The following is a 19,014-nucleotide window of genomic DNA, read 5'->3' as shown; positions in this document are numbered from 1 at the left end:
ACAGATGTCACAATCATTGGTGAAAAATTATGTACACATTGTTTTCAGCACAAAACACAGAGAAGATTTCATTGACGAAAAAATAGAAAAAGAGCTTTTTTCTTACATTGCAGTCATATGTAAAAATTTAGAATGTAATGCTTTACAAATTGGAGGAACAGATAACCATATTCATATCCTTTGTTTGCTTTCAAAGAAAATTGCTTTAATGAGATTAGTTCAGGAAATTAAATCATATTCATCAAAATGGATAAAAACAAAAGGAAAAAAATATGAAAATTTCTTCTGGCAGGATGGCTACGGAGCTTTTTCAGTGACTGAAGAAAATGTATTGATGATGAAAAATTATATCAGACACCAGAGACAGCATCACCAACAGATTCATTATCAGGATGAACTGATTGGAATTCTCGAAAAACATAGAATGAAATATGATGAAAAATATTTATGGGATTAGTTTGATTGGACTGCATCCAATCCTGAGATAGGCCGTCCCTTCGGGACTTGCCCAATCAAAAAAAATAAATTTTAAAAGACAAAAAAATGAATTATAAAAATCCCGATCAACACGGATATTACGGTGATTTCGGAGGAGCATTTATCCCCGAAATGCTCTATCCCAATGTAGAAGAATTACAAAACAATTACCTTGAAATCATTGAATCTGAAAATTTTCAGAAAGAATATCAGGGTCTGTTAAAAAACTATGTAGGCCGGGCAACGCCTCTATATTTTGCTGAAAATTTAAGTGATCAATACCAGACTCAGATTTATTTAAAAAGAGAAGATCTCAATCATACCGGAGCACACAAGATCAATAATGCCTTAGGACAGGTTTTATTAGCCAGACACCTTGGAAAAAAACGGATTATTGCAGAAACCGGAGCGGGGCAACATGGCGTTGCAACAGCGACTGCCTGTGCTTTATTAGGGTTGGAATGTATTGTTTACATGGGAGAAATTGACATTCAGCGGCAGGCTCCTAATGTGGCGAGAATGAAAATGCTCGGCGCAGAGGTCATTCCTGCAACTTCCGGATCTAAAACCTTGAAAGATGCCGTAAATGAAGCGTTAAGAGACTGGATCAACAATGCCTCCACAACGCATTACGTTATTGGAAGTGTTGTAGGTCCTCACCCTTTCCCTGATCTGGTGGCCAGATTCCAGAGTATTATTTCAAAAGAAATTAAAGAACAGCTTTTAGAACAGTCAGGACGCCAAAATCCAAATTATGTCATTGCCTGTGTTGGTGGCGGAAGCAATGCGGCAGGAGCTTTTTATCATTTTGCGGATGATGAAAATGTAAAGCTCATCGCCGCTGAAGCCGGGGGCTTTGGTATAGATTCCGGGAGATCTGCTGCAACAACTTTCCTCGGAACCACAGGCATCCTTCACGGCAGCAAAAGCCTGGTAATGCAGACTGACGACGGACAAGTAATTGAGCCACACTCCATCTCTGCCGGTCTGGATTATCCGGGGATCGGACCTTTTCACGCAAATTTGTTTAAAGAAAAAAGAGCGGAATTTTTCAGCATCAATGATGATGAGGCGCTGCAATCAGCTTTCCGGTTGACCAAGCTTGAAGGAATTATTCCGGCTTTGGAAAGTGCGCATGCATTGGCGGTGTTGGATAAAAAAACATTTGACAAGAATGACGTCGTCGTAATCTGCCTGAGTGGCCGTGGAGATAAGGATATGGAAACTTATCTGAAGCATTTATAAATAAACCGTATTATGTTTTTATCAACTCACAAAAGAAATAAAAGATTAAATAAGATTATAGTAAATTATGATAAAAGAAAACATAAATAAAAATCAAAGATTTTTACACTTTTGAAAGCTGTTGATTTTCATTAATATTTATAAATATCTTTTGACTCTTTTGTGGTTAAAACAACAACATTAAAAAGTTTTAAAATGAAAAAACTCAACATATACTTCACGGCGGGAATTCCCCAATTGGAAGACACTGCAGAAATTATACAACTTATCCAGAATTCTGGTGCCGACATGATCGAAATCGGAATGCCTTATTCTGATCCGGTTGCCGACGGACCTGTAATCCAGAAAGCTCATGAACTTGCCTTAAAAAACGGCATGACCATTCAAAAACTTTTTTCACAGCTGAAATCTATAAAGAATGTTATCAAAATTCCGATTATCCTGATGGGATATATTAATCCTGTTTTAAGTTTCGGATTTGAAAAATTTTGTGCAGAATGTTCGGAGAGCGGTATTTCAGGATTAATAATTCCCGATCTGCCACCTATTGAATTTGAAAAGAATTATCAGCAGATTATTAATAAATACAATTTAAATTTTACATTTCTTATCACTCCGGAAACCTCAGATGAGAGAATTCTATACGTTGATTCTTTAAGTTCGGGCTTTCTGTATGCAGTAAGTTCGTCATCCACCACAGGAAATACAAATGCCGATCTGAAAAATGAAAGCTACTTTTCAAGAATAGCCTCATTACCGTTAAAAAATCAGGTCATGATTGGCTTTGGAATCAAAACAAAAGAAGATTTTGAAAAGGTAACCGAAAAAGCCAGCGGCGGAATCATCGGAACTGCCTTTGTTGATATTTTACTCCATCATAGAGATTGGAAGAACGAGGCTATAGATTTCATCCATTCTGTGAAAGGTTAAAAATCACTAAATTTGTATTATCAAAAATTAAAATGAATACACATCAAAATAAAGTCGTTGCATTTGAAGATTTAGGAACTCTGGAATATCAGCCTGCATGGGATTACCAGGAATCTTTAATGAAAAACATTATAGATCTTAAAATCAAAAACCGCGACTTGCCTGCAGAACAGCATATTACAACACCTAACCACTTTCTTTTAGTGGAACATCCCCACGTTTATACATTAGGAAAAAGCGGGCACGAAGAAAATATGCTAGCCGGAATTGATAAATTAAAGGAAATCGATGCCACGTTTGTAAAAGTAAACCGCGGCGGAGATATCACCTATCACGGATACGGACAAATTGTAGGCTACCCCATTCTCGATCTGGAAAATTTCTTCACTGATATTCACAAATACATGCGAAATCTGGAAGAAGTGATCATCAGAACCATTGCTGACTATGGTTTGAAAGGTGAGCGATCCGAAGGTGAAACTGGAGTCTGGCTGGATGTAGGGAAGCCTTACGCCAGAAAAATCTGTGCGATGGGTGTAAAAGCATCCCGGTGGGTGACACTGCATGGTTTTGCTTTAAACGTCAACACCGATATGCGCTATTTTGAATACATCATCCCATGTGGAATCAAAGACAAACAAGTGACTTCCCTTAAAAGAGAACTTGAAAGAGAACTGACGCCCGATGAAGTGGAAGACATCAAAGGAAAAATCAGGAAGCATTTTGAAGAGGTTTTCAGTGCAGAGTTGATAAATAAAAATTAAATATTATTAAGCGAATCTGTTTCTTTTTTTGAAACAGATTTTTATTTAAAGTAAAAAATTAAATTGCACACAATTTAATTTGGCAACATTTTTGCATAGACTATTGCAAATAAAAAATAATTAGCAAAATGTCATTAATAGAAAATTTAAACTGGAGACATGCCGTGAAAGCGTATGATCCTGCAAAAAAAATTTCAGAAGAAGATTTAAATAAAATTTTAGAGGCCGCAAGGCTTGCCCCTACTTCGTCAGGTCTTCAGCCATTCCGGGTAGTGGTTGTAGAGAGCCAGGAATTAAAAGAAAAAATGGTTAAGGGTGCATTGAATCCTGAAGTCATGAGAGATTCTTCGCATGTTTTGGTTTTTGCAGCGTGGGATAGCTATACAGATGAGAAAATTGATAAAGTATATGATTATCATACCGATGTAAGAGATTTGCCAAGAGGGCGCTTTTCCAGCTATACGGATAAAATTAAAGAAATATACGGTGCTCAGACTCCTGAACAACATTTTGCACATACCGCAAGACAAACTTATATTGCTCTCGGACTTGCGATGGCACAGGCTGCAGAACTGAAAATCGACAGTACACCTGCAGAAGGGTTCAGCAATGAAGTGGTAGATGAGATTTTAGGTTTAAGAGAATTAGGTTTAAAAAGCGTAAGTTTACTCTATCTTGGCTACAGAGACGAACAAAACGACTGGCTTTCGCATATGAAAAAAGTCAGAATTCCTATGGAGGAATTTATCATTAGAAAATAATCAACAATTTAATTTTCAGCATCATGCAACATCAGGAATCTTTAAAACTGCAAAACCAACTCTGCTTTCCACTTTACGTGATCGCAAAAGAGATTACGGGTCTTTATCGTCCGTTTCTTGATGAACTTGATATTACTTATCCTCAATATCTTGTGATGATGGTATTGTGGGAAAACGACGGACTTTCGGTAAATCATATCGGAGAAAAGCTGTATCTGGACAGCGGCACCCTTACGCCACTTCTTAAAAGGCTTGAGAATAAAGGATTTATTTCAAGAAAAAGAAAAAAAGAAGATGAAAGAGTCGTCGAAGTATTCATTACAGAAGCGGGAAAAGCTTTGCAGACAAAAGCCTGTGAAATTCCGGCAAAAATTTATAAAAAAATAGATGCTACTGAAAAAGATTGGCTTGATCTGAAAACAAGCGTTATGAAAATTTTAAACAAAATAGAAAAATAATGAAAACCTTATATACGACAAAAGTAAAGGCAACCGGAGGAAGAAACGGTCATGTAAAAAGTGACAACGGAATTCTTGATCTTGACGTAAAAATGCCTAAAGCGCTCGGGGGTGCCAATGACGATTTTGCCAATCCTGAAATGCTTTTCGCCGCAGGATATTCGGCATGTTTTGACAGTGCACTGAACAGAGTAATTTCTTTGTCAAAGATAAAAACAGGTGAAACAACCGTAACCGCAGAAGTAAGTATCGGCCAGATTGACAATGGCGGCTTTGGGCTGGCCGTACAATTAGATGTGAATATTCCGGGAGTTTCTATTGAAGAGGCTCAGTCATTGACGGAAAAAGCTCACCAGATTTGTCCTTACTCTAATGCAACAAGAAATAATATCGAAGTAAAACTTTCGGTAACTAATAATTAGAACTATTCTTAGAATATAAAAATCTGTTTCTTCGGAAGCAGATTTTTTTATTTAATAAGTACTGATATGATCTGTTTATTCACCTTAATCCCTTATTTTTAAAGTAAAAACAGAAAAGCATTGACCAATTATGAAAAAATATCTTTTAATCCCGGTTGTACTGATCAGTCAATTCCATCATGCACAGTTGAGAAGTTTTTCAGGAAAAGCATTACGTACAGAAGACTTTGATATGCACATTCAGCGAGCTATGGATTCTTTACATGTTTCGGGGATGTCTGTGGCAGTGATCAATAAAGGAAAGATTGTTTACCGTAAAAGTTTTGGATGGGCTGATATTCAACAGAAAAAGAAAATGAATGATTCAACATTCTTTGAGGCTGCATCTCTGTCTAAACCTGTTTTTGCTTTCTTTGTTTTAAAATTAGCAAAAGAAGGAAAATTAAATATAGACCGGCCTCTTTTTGAATATTTGCCTAACGAAAACATTACAGACGAAAGGTATAAAAAAATCACGGCAAAAATGGTTTTAAGCCATACAACCGGACTTCCCAACTGGAGTGAAACTGAAAAAATTCAACTGGAATCGGAACCTGGTGAAAAGTTTTCCTATTCCGGAGAAGCTTTTATGTACCTCGCCAAAGTGGTTGCCAAACTCAACAAGACTTCGCTGAAAAATCTTGACCTTATCTTTCAGCACGAAGTAGCTCAACCTTTACACTTAAAAGATTTCCATTTTGTCATCTCCACAAAAGCAGAACAGAATATGGCTCAAGGATACCAAAACAATCAGCCTGTACACGACGAAAGAGACCGGACCAGTTTTGATCCTGCCGGCGGAATGTATGCCAATATCCAGAATTACGGACAGTTTCTGATCAGTTTAATGAAGCATTATAAGGACTATCCGGAAATGTTCAGACCAGCTGTTGAGCTTGAAAAAGATAATCCTATTGCACAGTATTTTGGTATCAGTTCATGGACTCTGGGTCTGGCCTTTATCAAAATTAATGATTCTAAAAACTTCTGGCATGGAGGAAACAATCTAGGCTATACATCATCTTTTATGATTAATCCCGATAAAAAATTTGGGTATGTCTATTTTACTAATGAAGATCAATGCAACGGAATGAAAACAGTTGTAGAAAACCTTCTCTGGAAATAAGAGACATAAATTTCAGGAAAATTAAATAAGAAAATTATCTCGTCACAGAATCACTTCTTTTAAAAGCATCTACTTTCTGATAAGCATCGTTCTTTTCCCTTTCTTTTTTATCTGAAATTAAAATACCGAAAAGATGGTCAATTTCATGCTGGAAAATAACCGCTGTAAAACCTTCTACCATTTCTGAATATTTTTGCCCTTTAAGATCGACATATTCCAGCTGGATGACTTTACTTCTGTAAAACTGATCTCTGAAATCTGGAATCGACAAATCGCCTTCCGGACCAAGATTTTGCAATTCTGATCTCCAGACAATCACCGGATTAATGAAATATTCTAATGGTTCACCAGGCTTATCAAAACGCTGAACCCAGATCACTCTTCTGTTGATTCCGACCTGAGGAGCTGCAATTCCTACTCCACCATCGGTAGACAATAAAGATTCCTTCATTCTTTTGACCAGTGTCGCCGTGTTTTTGTCCAACGGATCAATCGCTGTAGAGAGGCTCAGCAATATTTTGTGCTGATGCTCATCGGTTGTTTGATAAATCGGTAATGCAGTGTTGATGTTGCCTTGATTGATCAGGGAAATCTCTTCAGCAGTAAGTTTCTGCGCCTGCACTAAACCGATAAAGAAAATCAGTAGAAAAGAAATGGTCTTCATGTTTGTTGAATGTTAAGCAAATATAAATGATGTTTTTAACTTTTAATCCTATAGACCAAAGATTTCGCAGATTTGTACGGATGATTGGGATCAAATTATCTTTTTATAAGTGAAAATTATCATAGCAATGTTAATGGGAATTTTCTGTTTTTATTTCAACGCGATGAGCGCAAGGTTTCATTTGAAATGATTGCGTATATTTTCCGTTCGCAAAGGCGTTAACACTCAGCAAATGATAGCTAAATTTAATTTATAATAAGCATAAACTAAAGGTTTACGAACGAAGTTCAGTTTTCGTTATCTTAAATTAAGAATCTATTTAATAAATACCTTTGTTTACTTTGTGATAAAGAATTAAATAATGATTGATTAATCTCAAACTATTACATTTATTTTAAGAGATTCTTCACTCCGCTTCGCTTTGTTCAGAATGACAAAATGGTGGGTAATTTTAATCGCTTATCACTTTTAACTTTTAACCTTTAAACTTGGCTCTTCTAATACGTTTTCGTCATATCTGCAGGAATGATCAGATTAAAATCTGTCGGAATATAATCTTTTTGCGGAACTTTCAATTCGGGATCTTCAGATTCGAAGACCGAAATGACCGCCATTTTCAGGTTAGGATTTTTTTGTCTGATGTACCAGTAAATACCACCGAATTCTTTGCTGTGATAATTTCCGTTGTAATGGATAAAAGTTTTTCCTGGCTGTAAATTTTTCAGGATCGATTCTGCCATGGTGGCATCTTTAATGGCCTGTGCCGAAATAAAGTTCATCACTTTCATTTCTTCCGCATGATCGCCCATCATTTTTTTCATTTCAGGATAACCGGGGGTGTCAAGTGTCACCTTGATTGGTAATAGAGCGATATATGTTTTGTCTTTAGCCGGTAAATTATTCAACGATTCCAGTCCTTCTTTTGAGGTTTGGGAGGCGTATCTTCTGGGAACATTGGTCGCAATGAACGGCAGTTTTTGAGCTTTAGCAAAATCAACCAACGGTTTATAATCCGTGGAAAAATTATTCCACAGCCTTGCGGAATCTTTTAGCGTTTTAGCGTCAAATGCTCCATGTAAGTATTTGTTTAATTGTTCCTGATTATCCCTTTCAAACATTTCGGCACCCAGGATAAGTTGTCCACTTTTCTTTTCAAATAAAGCTTCCGTAACTTTTAACTGCAGCCAATGGTTGATGGAACTGTTGTGGTTTTCACCAAAGAAAACGATATCGTAATCAGCGAGTTCTTTCACTAATTTTTCAGTTCCGATTTCCTTTCCTTTTTTGTTGTAGAATTGATAAGCCTTGAAATCCTGCGCATTCAATGAACAGAATAGGGCAAATAATAGTATTGAGAAAATATTTTTCATTCTAATTTATTTTTTAACACAAATACCAGAAATAATTTACACAAATATCACAATACTTTTTGACTTTTCAGATCCATGATAATTGAGTAACAGGATTTGAGTTATTTGTGAAATATTTGCGCAAATTGTATTTAGATCAAAAAAGCCGCCCTGCAATATACAAAACGGCTTTAAAAAAATGATCTAACTATTTATTTTTCAAGATCTGCTACAAGATCCTTCCATTCCTGTAATTCAGGGATTCCCGGTTTTCTTTTTCCGAATAACTGAACGATGAAATCTCCTTCTTTATTGAATACTTCAATGGCAGTTACTTCACCGTCTTCTGTAGGTTTTTTCACGATCCACGCTTCTGCGATTTTTGTGACATCGAGGTGTAAGTTGAAATCCGGATCCATTACGTTGAACCACTGCTGGTGCCATAATGTTTTCTTTACATTTCCCGTGTGAATCTGGATAATTCCTCTGTTTCCTACGAAAATCATGATCGGAAGCTGTTTTTCAGAAGCATCTTCAAGTACATTCACCACTTTTGAGCTGTCGATCTTTTTTGCGAAGCCTTCCGGGGCAAGCCTTAATGCCTGCGTTCTGCTTACTCCAAATTTTCTGGTCATCATAAAGAAATCGTGGGTATCCTTCAGTGATCTCCATGCATTTTGGAAACCTTCTATGTCGATTTCAGCATCCGGTTTATCTTCCGTTTTTGGAGCTACCGTTTCAAATTCGAATGATGATTGCTGCTCATCAGCCTTAAATTGATCAACTATTGCATCAAAAGCAGCTTCATTACTGTCTTTGGTTAAGTAAATTTTATGCAAAGCCAATCCGTCTTTTCCGAAAAACTGTAAGCTTTTTTTATCGCCCTCCACAACAGCAAAAGCGAATTTCCAGTGGTTCAGGAAAATTCTAAGATCGATATCTTCTCCTACGAAAAGCTGTGCGTGAGGACTGCTGAAATCACCATTCTGGTAAGTTCCTTTTCTTTCGTGAACGCACTCGTCGTTACGGGTAAGAGCCATTACTTTTCCTAACTTTTCGGTTTCCGTTAAAATATCTTTAAATTCCGGCTTTAAAACCGTTACGCCTTCGCCTACATTTGTTGCCAATAATTCCGCTTCACTTACACCAAGTTCTGCAGCTGCGTTTCTGATTCTCAAATGTGGATTTTCAGCTTTAAGAGCTTCCCATTTTTCTTTAAGATCGTTAACTAATGTGCTCATTTTTTTATTTTTTAATGGTTAAAATCGTATAATTTCTTGTTATTGTTTCGTCTCCTGTTTTACTTTTCACCTGTTCTTCCTTTTCGGAAATTTTCATTCTTTTAAAATGGCTTCGTGAGACGGTCTCTTCCATTTCATCGGTATTGTATAAAGTGAAATCGAATTGTGTAAATGGCAGTTTCTCCATGAAATCCCTTTGTCCGAAAGTCAGGACAAAAATTCCTGTCTTTTTTAGAACCCTGTAAATTTCATTTAGATATTCCACCGGCTGCTGCCAGAAATAAACCGTGTTTACGGTAAATATCTTGTCAAACGTTTGATCTCCGAAAGGGAGTTTTTCACCTTCATACAAAACAAAATCGACCTGATCTTTAAAAGGTTCATTTAATCGTTTTGCCTCATTATGCATCGTTTCGGAAATATCAATTCCTGTATACTTTACATTTTGAGCCCTGTTTAGAATACTTTTAACATGTGCAGCGTTTCCGTGTCCGATTTCCAGGATGTGCTCGTTATCTTCTATTAAAAGTGTTTTAATGCTTTCCAACGTCATTCCGATATTGGTGGCATTCATCATCTCACCGATTTCAATGCCTTTTTCACCTTGAGGATTGGCAAGATGCTGTGCTAATATTTTTAAATTTTCTTTGTCCATTTTATCCGAAAATAATCATGGGGTTACTGGTAATCGGATGTTCGCAGATCGTACATGGAAAATTGTACGCATTACTGATGTTTTCCGTAGTAAATACCTCTTCCGGTGTTCCGTATGCTGCCACCCTTCCTGATTTCATTAGCAATATTTTATCTGCATATTGTGCTGCAAGATTCAGGTCGTGGAGAACCACTACGGCAGAATTTGCCCTTTTTGTAAAATTTTTAATAATTCCCAATGCTTTATACTGATGCTTTACATCAAGATTGTTCAAAGGTTCATCCAGGAAAAGGAGTTTGTGGGCGATCTCATTCTGGAGCTGCGCCATCACTCTTGAGAGGTGTACGCGTTGTTTTTCGCCTCCTGATAAGGTATTGTATTCCCTGTCTTTAAGATGATAAACATCGGTTTCATACATCATGCTGTTCATCGCTTCAAAGTCTTCCTTCCTGGGTTGGGCATCAAAATACGGATACCGTCCCATCATCACGACATCTTTCACCTCCAGCGGAATATCGTTGCTGTTGTGCTGGGAAAATTTGGCTTTATGTTTTGAAAGCTCCGTGACTTTCCAATCGCTGATGTTTTTATCTTTAAATAAAATCTGCTGTTTCGATTTTACTTCATTCGCCAAAACACTCAGGAGACTGGACTTTCCGGCTCCGTTCGGGCCGACAATCGCCAGAAATTCTCCGTATTGCAGGTGAACATCCACAGCATCCAGGATATGGAATTCTTTATGTTTATAACTGATCTGATGTGCCGTAATCATGACAGTGATTTTTTAAATTTAACTAAAATCGCGATGAAGATAGGACCTCCCATGAGGGCTGTCAGAATCCCGATCGGCAGTTCTGAAGGCGCTGCGATACTTCTGCTGAAAGTGTCTGCCGTCAGTAATAAAATGCTCCCACAAACCGCTGATAACGGTAAAATGAAAGCATAATTGGATTTAAATAACAGCCTTAAAATGTAGGGTACAATAAGACCTACAAAACCAATGGTTCCTGAAAACGCCACGCAACTTCCGATCATCAGTGCTGTAATGATGATGATCTGCTTTTTTAATCTTTCTACATTAATTCCTAAATGCTGGGCATCTTTTTCACCTAACATCATCGCATTTAATGCTTTTCCTTTCGGTAATAAAATGATATAGGAAATAATTAAAACGATTGCTAAAATGATATTCTTGGTCCATGTGGCGGCGGCTAAGCTTCCTAAATTCCAAAACGTCAGATCTCTCAGCTGATCATCTTTTGAGATATAAATTAAAAATCCGGTGATAGAGAATCCGATGGCAGTAATGGCAACACCACTTAGCAGCATCATGACTACATTTGTTTTTCCTCCGTTTGTCGAAATCCTGTAGACCAGCAGCATGGATAATAAAGAACCGATGAAAGCAGCAATACCGACCAGTGAAAACTGTACTGCTTCAGGAAGATATTGCTTGAAATGTCCTCCTAAAACAATCGTAATGGCAGCGAGTAAAGTTGCTCCCGATGTAAGTCCTATTAAATCTCCTGTTGCTAAAGGATTTTTAAATAATCCCTGCAGGCTTGTTCCTGAAACAGCAAGCATGCTGCCGATCAGAATAGCCATTATAATTCTGGCTGCCCGCACATCCCAGACCACATATTTATCGCTCATTGATAACGTCGAATTCCCGTTAAGCATTTTTCCTAAGACTTCAAACGCAGACTGACCGCCGAAATCATAAACTCCGTTATTAAGAGACCATACTGCTATAATAGCCAGCAGTATGGTACTTATTGTTACATAAACGTATAATTTACTTTGTGCTTTCAACTAAAAGTTTGTTTAATCCTACAGCAGCTTCTCCCAATCGTGGTCCGAATCCTGAAACAAGGCCTCCATCCATGGCGATAATTTTTTTGTTTTTACCGGCGTTGGTCTGTGATACACCAGGCATTTTCAATGCGCCTTCATTGCCTCCTGCTCCCTGTAATCCGCTTGTGAAGAAAAATAAAACGTCAGGATTTGCTTTTACTACTGCTTCCGGAGTTAAAGGTTTGAAATCTTCAAAATCATTGACTGCATTTTCACCGCCTGCCAATTCTATTAAAGAAGCCATTGGGGTATTTTTACCTGAAACCATTAGCATATTTCCTCTTGCGTAGATGAACAGGACTTTAGGTTTTTTGGCAATAGGTTGGATCTGCTTTAAGTCCGCATCTATTTTATCATTCAGTTTCTGATAATCTGTACTTCCGATTGCTTTTGCTACGTCGGCGATTAATTTTTTGGTTCCGTCTACGGTAAACTCTTGTTTGAAAATTTCAGTTTTGATTCCGGAAGACTTTATTTTTCCCATTAATTCAGGGTTTATATCTTTATCAGAAGCTAAAATCAACGTCGGAGAAACGGCCATGATCGGCTCGATCGTCATTGATCGTACGTGACCTAAATCTTTTGCGGTAGCTTTCAAAGACTCGGGATACGTACTGGTAACATCGGTTCCTACGATTTCTTTTTCGTGACCTAACGCAGCAACAATTTCTGTTATTCCTCCATTAAGCGTTACAATTTTATTGTTAGATTTTGGTGTTTCAGCGTTTACTTCTGTTTTGTTTTCTGTTTTTGAACCATCTTCTTTTTTACAAGAATACACGGCTACCAGCACAGAAGCGGCAAGAATGAATTTTTTCATGATATACTTATTATTTGATTTATTTTTTAAAGTGCTTTGTATTTAAACATGGCATGGCCTCTTTCTCCTACATTATCTGTAAGCGATGAAAATCTTAATTTAAAATAAGTTCCTTCCGAATCTTTAATAATGTAGAAAACATCACCTTTTACCTGATAGCCGGATGGTCCCACTTCTCTCCAGTTGGCACCAATCACTCTTTGATCTTTATAGATAAGCTTGGAATCATCAACATCAGATTTTTTGAAATTATTGAATGTTTCAATCATCGACCCTGCAGATGCTACTTTTACTTCATATGCTCCTACATTTCCGATATTATTCGTTGTTACAAAATCTGCATAAACATAACTTCCCGCACCTTCAATAATGTTGGTAAATACCGTGAAACAGATGTCCCATTTATTTTTTTCAGGCTGAATTGTAACCTGCTTGTTGTTTTTTAAGCTAAAGAAAGTATAATTGTATGCCGTATTTTTGTTGATCAAAACATTTTTAATCTGATCACCAGTTGCATCAAGACTTCCATATTTTACTCTATAACCGCTTCCTTCTTTCGTTACCTGAAGCTTCATCCATCCTCTGCTGGTTCCTCCGGTAGCCACTGAACCAATTGCCACACTACCCGTATAAAGCTCTTTTCCCATATTGATAAGATAAACCCCACTTTCTGAAGCATCTGCTTTTACTTCACCAATCGCAGTATATCCTGTAGGGAAATTTCCGTTAACATCATCAATATAAACCGTATTGGAAGGATTAAAATTCGCCACCTGAACCTGCGTCGTTAATGTTGCAACATCAGATTCCTTCACTGCTGAAATATCTGTAGCATTGGGAATTTTTGCTGCTCCCATCATGATTGATGAATTAAGCATTACTTTGAATTCGTTTCCCGAATAGAAAGCAAGATCCCAATCTGTTCTCACATTCGTATATTTTCTTGGATTCCCATCCTGATCTACATCGCTCAAATCCACCCAAATCTGATTAGGTTGTGTAGGACCGCCAACTTTTGCATCGACCAATCTTCCCTCTGAGGGAATTACCGCTACAGGATCTTCATTATCGTTGATACATGATTGAGAAATGAATGATACTCCTAATATGAGATAAAATAGTATTTTTTTCATTTTTAGAATTTTAAAAATTATAGCTTAATCTGGCAAAATAGCTTCTGCCATAGAAAAGATTAGACACAGAGGCTGACGCTTCATGTGCATTTCCTGCAATGGTAGTATCTCTCACAGATGATACATCAAAAATATTCTTAACACCGGCGCTAACTTCAAAATGATTTTTAAAGAATGGCTGAGTAACAATAAAATTCATCATGCTGAAGTCTTTTCTTTCACCTATATCATAAAAAGAAGTGGCAACATCCGGAGAAACTAAAACAAACATCTGCGTTTTACCGGTATACTTGTAATAAAGTGAAAGTGTAGTATTGATCTTCGGAATGGTATAGTTTGCAGACAAATTTGCTTCAAAAGTATTGAAGAAATCATCAGGAGAAACAAATCCACCTTCGTTCAATTCTTTGGAAATCCCGTAATAAGTAGCGTTTGCGGCTAAAGCAAGCTGCCCTTTCTGAGCTTTAAAATTTGCTTCAAAAATATATGAGCGGAAATTATCTATGTTAATATATTTATATTGCAACGGTTGTCTGTTCACCATTGCCAGCTCGATTCTGTCTTTTACTTTAAGGTATGTTGCGCTGGCTCCGATTCTAAAATCCCAACCTGAATTTGAAATGATTTTCTTTTCGGCATTTAAAGAAGCGGTCATCCCTTCTTCCGGCTTCAAATCAGCATTCCCACGAATATCATGATTGCTGTCTACCATATAGGTATACAATTCATCAAAATTCGGGAATCTGTTTGCACTTCCGATTACCAGTCTTACATTGTCATTTTCTGTAATTTTAGCCCTTGCAGTTAATGAATAATTATGCTGTGTATCAAACTTATCACTCAAAGCTAAACGATATCCCGGGCGTATGGACAACCAATCTGTGGCATTCCATTCAATGGACATAAAATTGGCATAATTGAAAATTTTTCTTTTTACATTATCCGTGCCTTCAAAATCACCGGCAATATTCCCGGCAAATCCTGAAGTATGATCCAATTCATATCCTATCTGGAAATCTATTGTCTTACTGTCTAAAAAATTACTAAAAACACCTCTTGAATAAAAAACATCTGATTTATTATAAGATTGATATTCATCTTTTCCATCAACTAGCTTTCTATTTGGTATATCATATTTAAAATCTCTGTATTTTCTATCCTGAGTCTGATAAGAAAAATCGCCTGTATAATTGATGGCTCCTAGTTTTGTCTGAATATTGAGCTGGTTCAGATATCTTGTGGTAAGATAGTCTCTGTCTGTTGCAGCATATGTTCTGTCATCAACATCATAAAAATATTCATTTACAATTGGATTGTAATAATTCAGCTTTTCATTTAGAAATCCGAATTTGTAGAAAACAGATGTTTTATTTTTGTTATAACGTATAATCCCGTCAACGTTTACAACATCTTTAGGCTGCCAGAGATATCCTCTTTTTTCGTCCTGCTCGAAGTATTTATAACCTTCCTGAGTCCCTTTAAATCCTTGGAAATCGTTACGATTAAAATTAGCTCCTACATACCAGTTTTCATTAATGTTGTATCCTACATTCAGTGTCTGAATATGCCTTCCCTCTCCTTTCTTATACCAATCGTATTCTTTGCCAACTGTTTCTTCCTGCACAGAAGCATTTAATGTAAGTTTTTTCTGAGTATTTTTTTTAGTAATAATATTAATTACTCCTGCAACAGCATTGCTTCCATAATCTACGCCCATTGAACCTCTTACAACTTCGATACGCTCTACGTTGTTGATATTTAATTTAGTAAGATCGATATTATTCCCTAAACCAATATCTCCTACTACCGGAATATTATCTACTAAAATTTTCGTGTATTCTCCTCCAAGCCCCAGAAGGCTTGCTGTAGAGTTTCCGGAATTACGGTCTGAAGTAATAAGAATATTTAAACTTTGATTCAAAACATCAGCCACATTGGTAGCTGCCATATTTTTAATCTGCTGCGCATCAATCACCTCTACTTTATAGATGGATTTATTAATAGATTGCTGAGTATATTGTCCTGTGATGACAACCTCATCAATGGCTTTCTGCTTTAAAGAATCTTTTTCCTGTGCATTCACCCATAAAATAGTGGATAATGATAGAATGGAAAGCACTTTCTTCTTCATAGGTGGAAAATTTTCGACAAATATATAACTTTATTTAGAACAGTTAAAAATAAATTATTAATTTAGTGGAATAATTCTAAATAAAAATAACATTATGAAATTAAAACTACTTTTAGGGGCTTTGATGTTTGCAGCGGTTACCTCCCAAGCACAAGTAGCGACAATTAATGAGAATTTCAACAGCTTTACTCCAGGTCAGGGACAATCTGTATTCCCGCAGAATCAATGGACAGCTATTTACCCTGCACCTGCCGGGAATCCACCTCCTATGATGAATATAGTAGTGAATAACGCCACAGACAATTTTGTACAGGCCTATTCAGGAGCCAATCAAAATAGTCCGGAATATTTGATTTCACCACAAATTGTAGCTCCCGCGGGAGACAAAACATTAACATTTAAAGCAAGGAGAAATACAGGCTCTTCACCAGGATCGATACAGGTAGGACTGGCTTCAAACCCTACCGATATGAGTACATTTGTAGCTCTTGCAAATGCAACGACTTTAACAAGTGACACCTTCCAGACCATTAGTATACCTGTAACGGCTTCAACTTCACAATATATCGTGTTTAAATTTGTAGGAGCATTCGCTCCGCACACGGTACTAGAAATTGACGATGTTGTTTACGATCAGGCTTCAAGTCTTGCAGTTTCCGATCAGGTAAAATCCAAAGAAGAAGTTCGATTTGCTGTGAATGCAGACCACACAGCTTTAAATTTTATTGCTAAAAAAGATCCAAAAAATATTCACGTGTATTCTGCAGCAGGAAAAAAAGTTGCGGAGGGTAAATTGTCAGGAAGATCTTTTGATATCAGCAGACTCCAGACTGGCGTGTATTATATCCTTATCGAAACAGCAGAAGGTTCTGCAATAAAATCAAAGTTTATTAAAAAGTAAGATTTATTAGACCTCATAATTATTAAGACTGATTTATGATTTCATAGATCGGTCTTTTTTTATGTTACCATCATTATAGTCTTACATCTAACTCTTTTTACAAACAAAATTTAATATAAAACACGATAAAAATCATATTTTATTTAGAATAATTAAAAATAATTTATATAGTTTTGTAGAATAATTCTAAATAATAATTAACATCAGATATTATGAAAACAAAATTACTTTTTGCGGCAATGATTTCTTTAGGGGTACAGCAAACTGTCTTGTCTCAAGTTGATGCAAACGGTTATACAACGGTTAATATGACTATGGGAGCAAGTTATCAGAATCGTGTATTTTTTGATCTGAGTGCCAACAATATGGTTTCTCAACCGGCCAATACATGGGATATTGCTTTCTACAGGAATTCCAGTATGAATTTCGGAACAAGAATTAATGATGCACAAAACATCGAAGTGTATCAGGCTTCCAATAATCCTAATGACTGGACTACCATCACAACAAACAGTGTGAGTACTTACGGATCTCCTTTATACAATCTTGACAATACTACTGCTATACAGGAGGGCGCTTTTGAACAGGGTCCCGCGACTTATGGCTGGGGAGAATACAATCCCGGAAACCATCACATCGAAGGAAAAGTGATTTTCATCCTGAAATATCTTTCCACAAACACCTATTACAAGTTTATGATCGACGATTATTTCGGAGGTTATACTTTCAAATATGCTAAGTGGAATGCAGCAAATTCATCGTGGGATGCTACCGTTTCCAAAACAATTGCGAACGGTACCGATGATGCTTATTTCAACTACTTTTCATTTGCAACCGGTGATAAAGTAGCCAATCTTGAACCTTCAAAAACCAATTGGGACTTTATGTTCACCAGATACTGGACAGATTATCCGTACATTGATCCCAATACAGGGCAACCGGCTACCATGAAGTACAGAATGTCGGGTGTGATTCAGAATACAAATATCACCGTAGCAAAAGTTCAGCCTGAAACACAGGCTACTTCTAATGCCACTATTCCTGCTTCAAATGCTTTTTCAAGCAATATTACAGCGATCGGACATAGCTGGAAACCAACGACGGGCGTATACAGCGATGTGGTGTATTACATAAAACAGGGATCTGAATATTACAGAATGTATTTTATTTCCAATGAAGGTTCTCAGACAGGAAACATGTATTTTAAATATAAAAATATCACGTCAACGTTGGGAACCACGGAAATTGCCGGTAAAAAAGCATCTTTCGGAATTTATCCGAACCCGACTACCGCAGACAGACAGGTAACGGTTTTATTTGATATTAAAGAAAAGCTCAGCAGCAAGGGAAATATAGAAGTTTATGATCTGTCAGGCAAAAAAGTATATTCTGCTGAACTGACCAATCAGGCAGGTTTTTATAAACAGGATCTGAATCTTTCTCATCTTTCTTCAGGAAATTACCTGGTAAAAATTACTTTCGGAGGAAGTATAGAAACGAAAAAGTTAATGGTAAAATAAAAAGTCAATGGTGAATTGCCAGTAGTGAATTTAAAATTGACCACTCACTATTCACCATTCACTTTCAAAATAATACTTTCTATTTTTTCTAAAGAAAGGCTGCTCGCATTAGTGAACAGCCTTTTGTATTTAATTGAATGATAAATTTTTACAATGTTTTATATCCTTTGTAAACTTCTGTTGAGCTTTCCAGCATTTTAGCAACATCTTTTCTGAAATTCAGCAAATGATCCTGGCCACTGTGGCGATTAAGATGGTCTTCGGTTTCCCAAAGCTCGATCATGAAAAATGTTCCTTTATTATTTTTATCCTCGATGAGGTCATACTTCAGGCAGCCTTCCTCTTTTCGGGTTTCTTTTACCAATGCCTGAAAAAGTTCAACGGCCTCCATCAGGTAGTTTTCATTAAACTTAAATACGGCAACAACGTGTATATTCATAATATTTTTTTAATGATGTAAAAGTAAAATATTTTCAAAACGGAAGATATTTTTAACCCTTTTATTTTTCCACACTAAGTAAATT

The 19,014-nt window shown here is 36.7% G+C and carries 20 protein-coding genes; 10 read left to right on the top strand and 10 right to left on the bottom strand.

Annotation, left to right across the window (positions count from 1 at the left end; genetic code table 11):
- Nucleotides 1–4 precede the first annotated feature (4 nt).
- The 8 genes from tnpA to AC3WV0_RS00540 all read left to right on the top strand — a co-directional run bounded on the left by tnpA (nt 5) and on the right by AC3WV0_RS00540 (nt 6,222).
- Complete coding sequence (tnpA, locus tag AC3WV0_RS00575) at nt 5–457, top strand: IS200/IS605 family transposase (protein WP_488843022.1); 453 nt, start codon at nt 5–7, stop codon at nt 455–457.
- An 86-nt stretch (nt 458–543) separates the two neighbouring features.
- Nucleotides 544–1,722, top strand: a complete 1,179-nt coding sequence (trpB, locus tag AC3WV0_RS00570) for a tryptophan synthase subunit beta (protein WP_488843021.1) — start codon at nt 544–546, stop codon at nt 1,720–1,722.
- Between the two features lie 162 nt (nt 1,723–1,884).
- On the top strand, nt 1,885–2,652 hold the full coding sequence (gene trpA, locus AC3WV0_RS00565; protein ID WP_488843019.1) for a tryptophan synthase subunit alpha: 768 nt from the start codon (nt 1,885–1,887) through the stop codon (nt 2,650–2,652).
- A 32-nt stretch (nt 2,653–2,684) separates the two neighbouring features.
- Nucleotides 2,685–3,416, top strand: coding sequence for a lipoyl(octanoyl) transferase LipB (gene lipB / locus AC3WV0_RS00560; protein ID WP_488843017.1), 732 nt, complete (start codon nt 2,685–2,687; stop codon nt 3,414–3,416).
- 128 nt (nt 3,417–3,544) lie between these two features.
- Entirely contained in the window at nt 3,545–4,177 is a 633-nt protein-coding gene (locus AC3WV0_RS00555; RefSeq protein ID WP_488843015.1) for an NAD(P)H-dependent oxidoreductase, read from the top strand.
- 23 nt (nt 4,178–4,200) lie between these two features.
- Nucleotides 4,201–4,635: a MarR family winged helix-turn-helix transcriptional regulator gene (locus tag AC3WV0_RS00550; RefSeq protein WP_488843013.1), complete on the top strand. Its 435-nt coding sequence runs from the start codon at nt 4,201–4,203 to the stop codon at nt 4,633–4,635.
- Nucleotides 4,635–5,057: an organic hydroperoxide resistance protein gene (locus AC3WV0_RS00545; RefSeq protein WP_488843011.1), complete on the top strand. Its 423-nt coding sequence runs from the start codon at nt 4,635–4,637 to the stop codon at nt 5,055–5,057. Before AC3WV0_RS00550 ends, AC3WV0_RS00545 begins: the two co-directional genes overlap by 1 nt.
- 130 nt (nt 5,058–5,187) lie before the next feature.
- Complete coding sequence (locus tag AC3WV0_RS00540; RefSeq protein WP_488843010.1) at nt 5,188–6,222, top strand: serine hydrolase domain-containing protein; 1,035 nt, start codon at nt 5,188–5,190, stop codon at nt 6,220–6,222.
- Between the two features lie 34 nt (nt 6,223–6,256).
- Here the strand turns inward: AC3WV0_RS00540 and AC3WV0_RS00535 are convergent, their stop codons facing one another.
- The 9 genes from AC3WV0_RS00535 to AC3WV0_RS00495 all read right to left on the bottom strand — a co-directional run bounded on the left by AC3WV0_RS00535 (nt 6,257) and on the right by AC3WV0_RS00495 (nt 16,069).
- Nucleotides 6,257–6,886: a peptide deformylase gene (locus AC3WV0_RS00535; protein ID WP_488843008.1), complete on the bottom strand. Its 630-nt coding sequence runs from the start codon at nt 6,884–6,886 to the stop codon at nt 6,257–6,259.
- A gap of 497 nt (nt 6,887–7,383) precedes the next feature.
- Nucleotides 7,384–8,256 carry a ChaN family lipoprotein gene (locus AC3WV0_RS00530; protein WP_488843006.1) on the bottom strand — a complete coding sequence of 291 codons (873 nt, stop codon included), beginning with the start codon at nt 8,254–8,256 and terminating at the stop codon, nt 7,384–7,386.
- A 191-nt stretch (nt 8,257–8,447) separates the two neighbouring features.
- Nucleotides 8,448–9,476: a hemin-degrading factor gene (locus AC3WV0_RS00525; protein WP_488843004.1), complete on the bottom strand. Its 1,029-nt coding sequence runs from the start codon at nt 9,474–9,476 to the stop codon at nt 8,448–8,450.
- Nucleotides 9,477–9,480: 4 nt separating this feature from the next.
- Nucleotides 9,481–10,131, bottom strand: a complete 651-nt coding sequence (locus AC3WV0_RS00520; RefSeq protein ID WP_488843002.1) for a class I SAM-dependent methyltransferase — start codon at nt 10,129–10,131, stop codon at nt 9,481–9,483.
- Nucleotide 10,132: 1 nt separating this feature from the next.
- Complete coding sequence (locus tag AC3WV0_RS00515; protein ID WP_488843000.1) at nt 10,133–10,903, bottom strand: heme ABC transporter ATP-binding protein; 771 nt, start codon at nt 10,901–10,903, stop codon at nt 10,133–10,135.
- On the bottom strand, nt 10,900–11,943 hold the full coding sequence (locus AC3WV0_RS00510; protein WP_488842998.1) for a FecCD family ABC transporter permease: 1,044 nt from the start codon (nt 11,941–11,943) through the stop codon (nt 10,900–10,902). Before AC3WV0_RS00510 ends, AC3WV0_RS00515 begins: the two co-directional genes overlap by 4 nt.
- On the bottom strand, nt 11,927–12,805 hold the full coding sequence (locus AC3WV0_RS00505; RefSeq protein WP_312901251.1) for a heme/hemin ABC transporter substrate-binding protein: 879 nt from the start codon (nt 12,803–12,805) through the stop codon (nt 11,927–11,929). Before AC3WV0_RS00505 ends, AC3WV0_RS00510 begins: the two co-directional genes overlap by 17 nt.
- Nucleotides 12,806–12,831: 26 nt before the next feature.
- The gene (locus tag AC3WV0_RS00500; RefSeq protein WP_488842996.1) at nt 12,832–13,938 is read right to left on the bottom strand and encodes an HmuY family protein; all 1,107 of its coding nucleotides are present in this window, start codon (nt 13,936–13,938) and stop codon (nt 12,832–12,834) included.
- Between the two features lie 10 nt (nt 13,939–13,948).
- Nucleotides 13,949–16,069 carry a TonB-dependent receptor plug domain-containing protein gene (locus AC3WV0_RS00495; RefSeq protein WP_488842994.1) on the bottom strand — a complete coding sequence of 707 codons (2,121 nt, stop codon included), beginning with the start codon at nt 16,067–16,069 and terminating at the stop codon, nt 13,949–13,951.
- 94 nt (nt 16,070–16,163) lie between these two features.
- Here AC3WV0_RS00495 and AC3WV0_RS00490 point away from each other — a divergent pair, with 94 nt between their 5' ends.
- A complete protein-coding gene (locus AC3WV0_RS00490) occupies nt 16,164–16,970 on the top strand; it encodes a choice-of-anchor J domain-containing protein (RefSeq protein ID WP_488842992.1) in 807 nt (268 codons plus the stop codon).
- Nucleotides 16,971–17,182: 212 nt separating this feature from the next.
- Nucleotides 17,183–18,490 carry a T9SS type A sorting domain-containing protein gene (locus AC3WV0_RS00485; RefSeq protein ID WP_488842990.1) on the top strand — a complete coding sequence of 436 codons (1,308 nt, stop codon included), beginning with the start codon at nt 17,183–17,185 and terminating at the stop codon, nt 18,488–18,490.
- 148 nt (nt 18,491–18,638) lie between these two features.
- Here AC3WV0_RS00485 and AC3WV0_RS00480 read toward each other — a convergent pair whose 3' ends face one another.
- Nucleotides 18,639–18,929: a putative quinol monooxygenase gene (locus AC3WV0_RS00480; protein WP_312901245.1), complete on the bottom strand. Its 291-nt coding sequence runs from the start codon at nt 18,927–18,929 to the stop codon at nt 18,639–18,641.
- Nucleotides 18,930–19,014 lie beyond the last annotated feature (85 nt).

The sequence above is a fragment of the Chryseobacterium sp. 27AL genome, assembly GCF_057815395.1.
The sequence above is the reverse complement of the archived record's forward strand: the minus strand, read 5'-3'. Positions and strand labels throughout refer to the sequence as shown.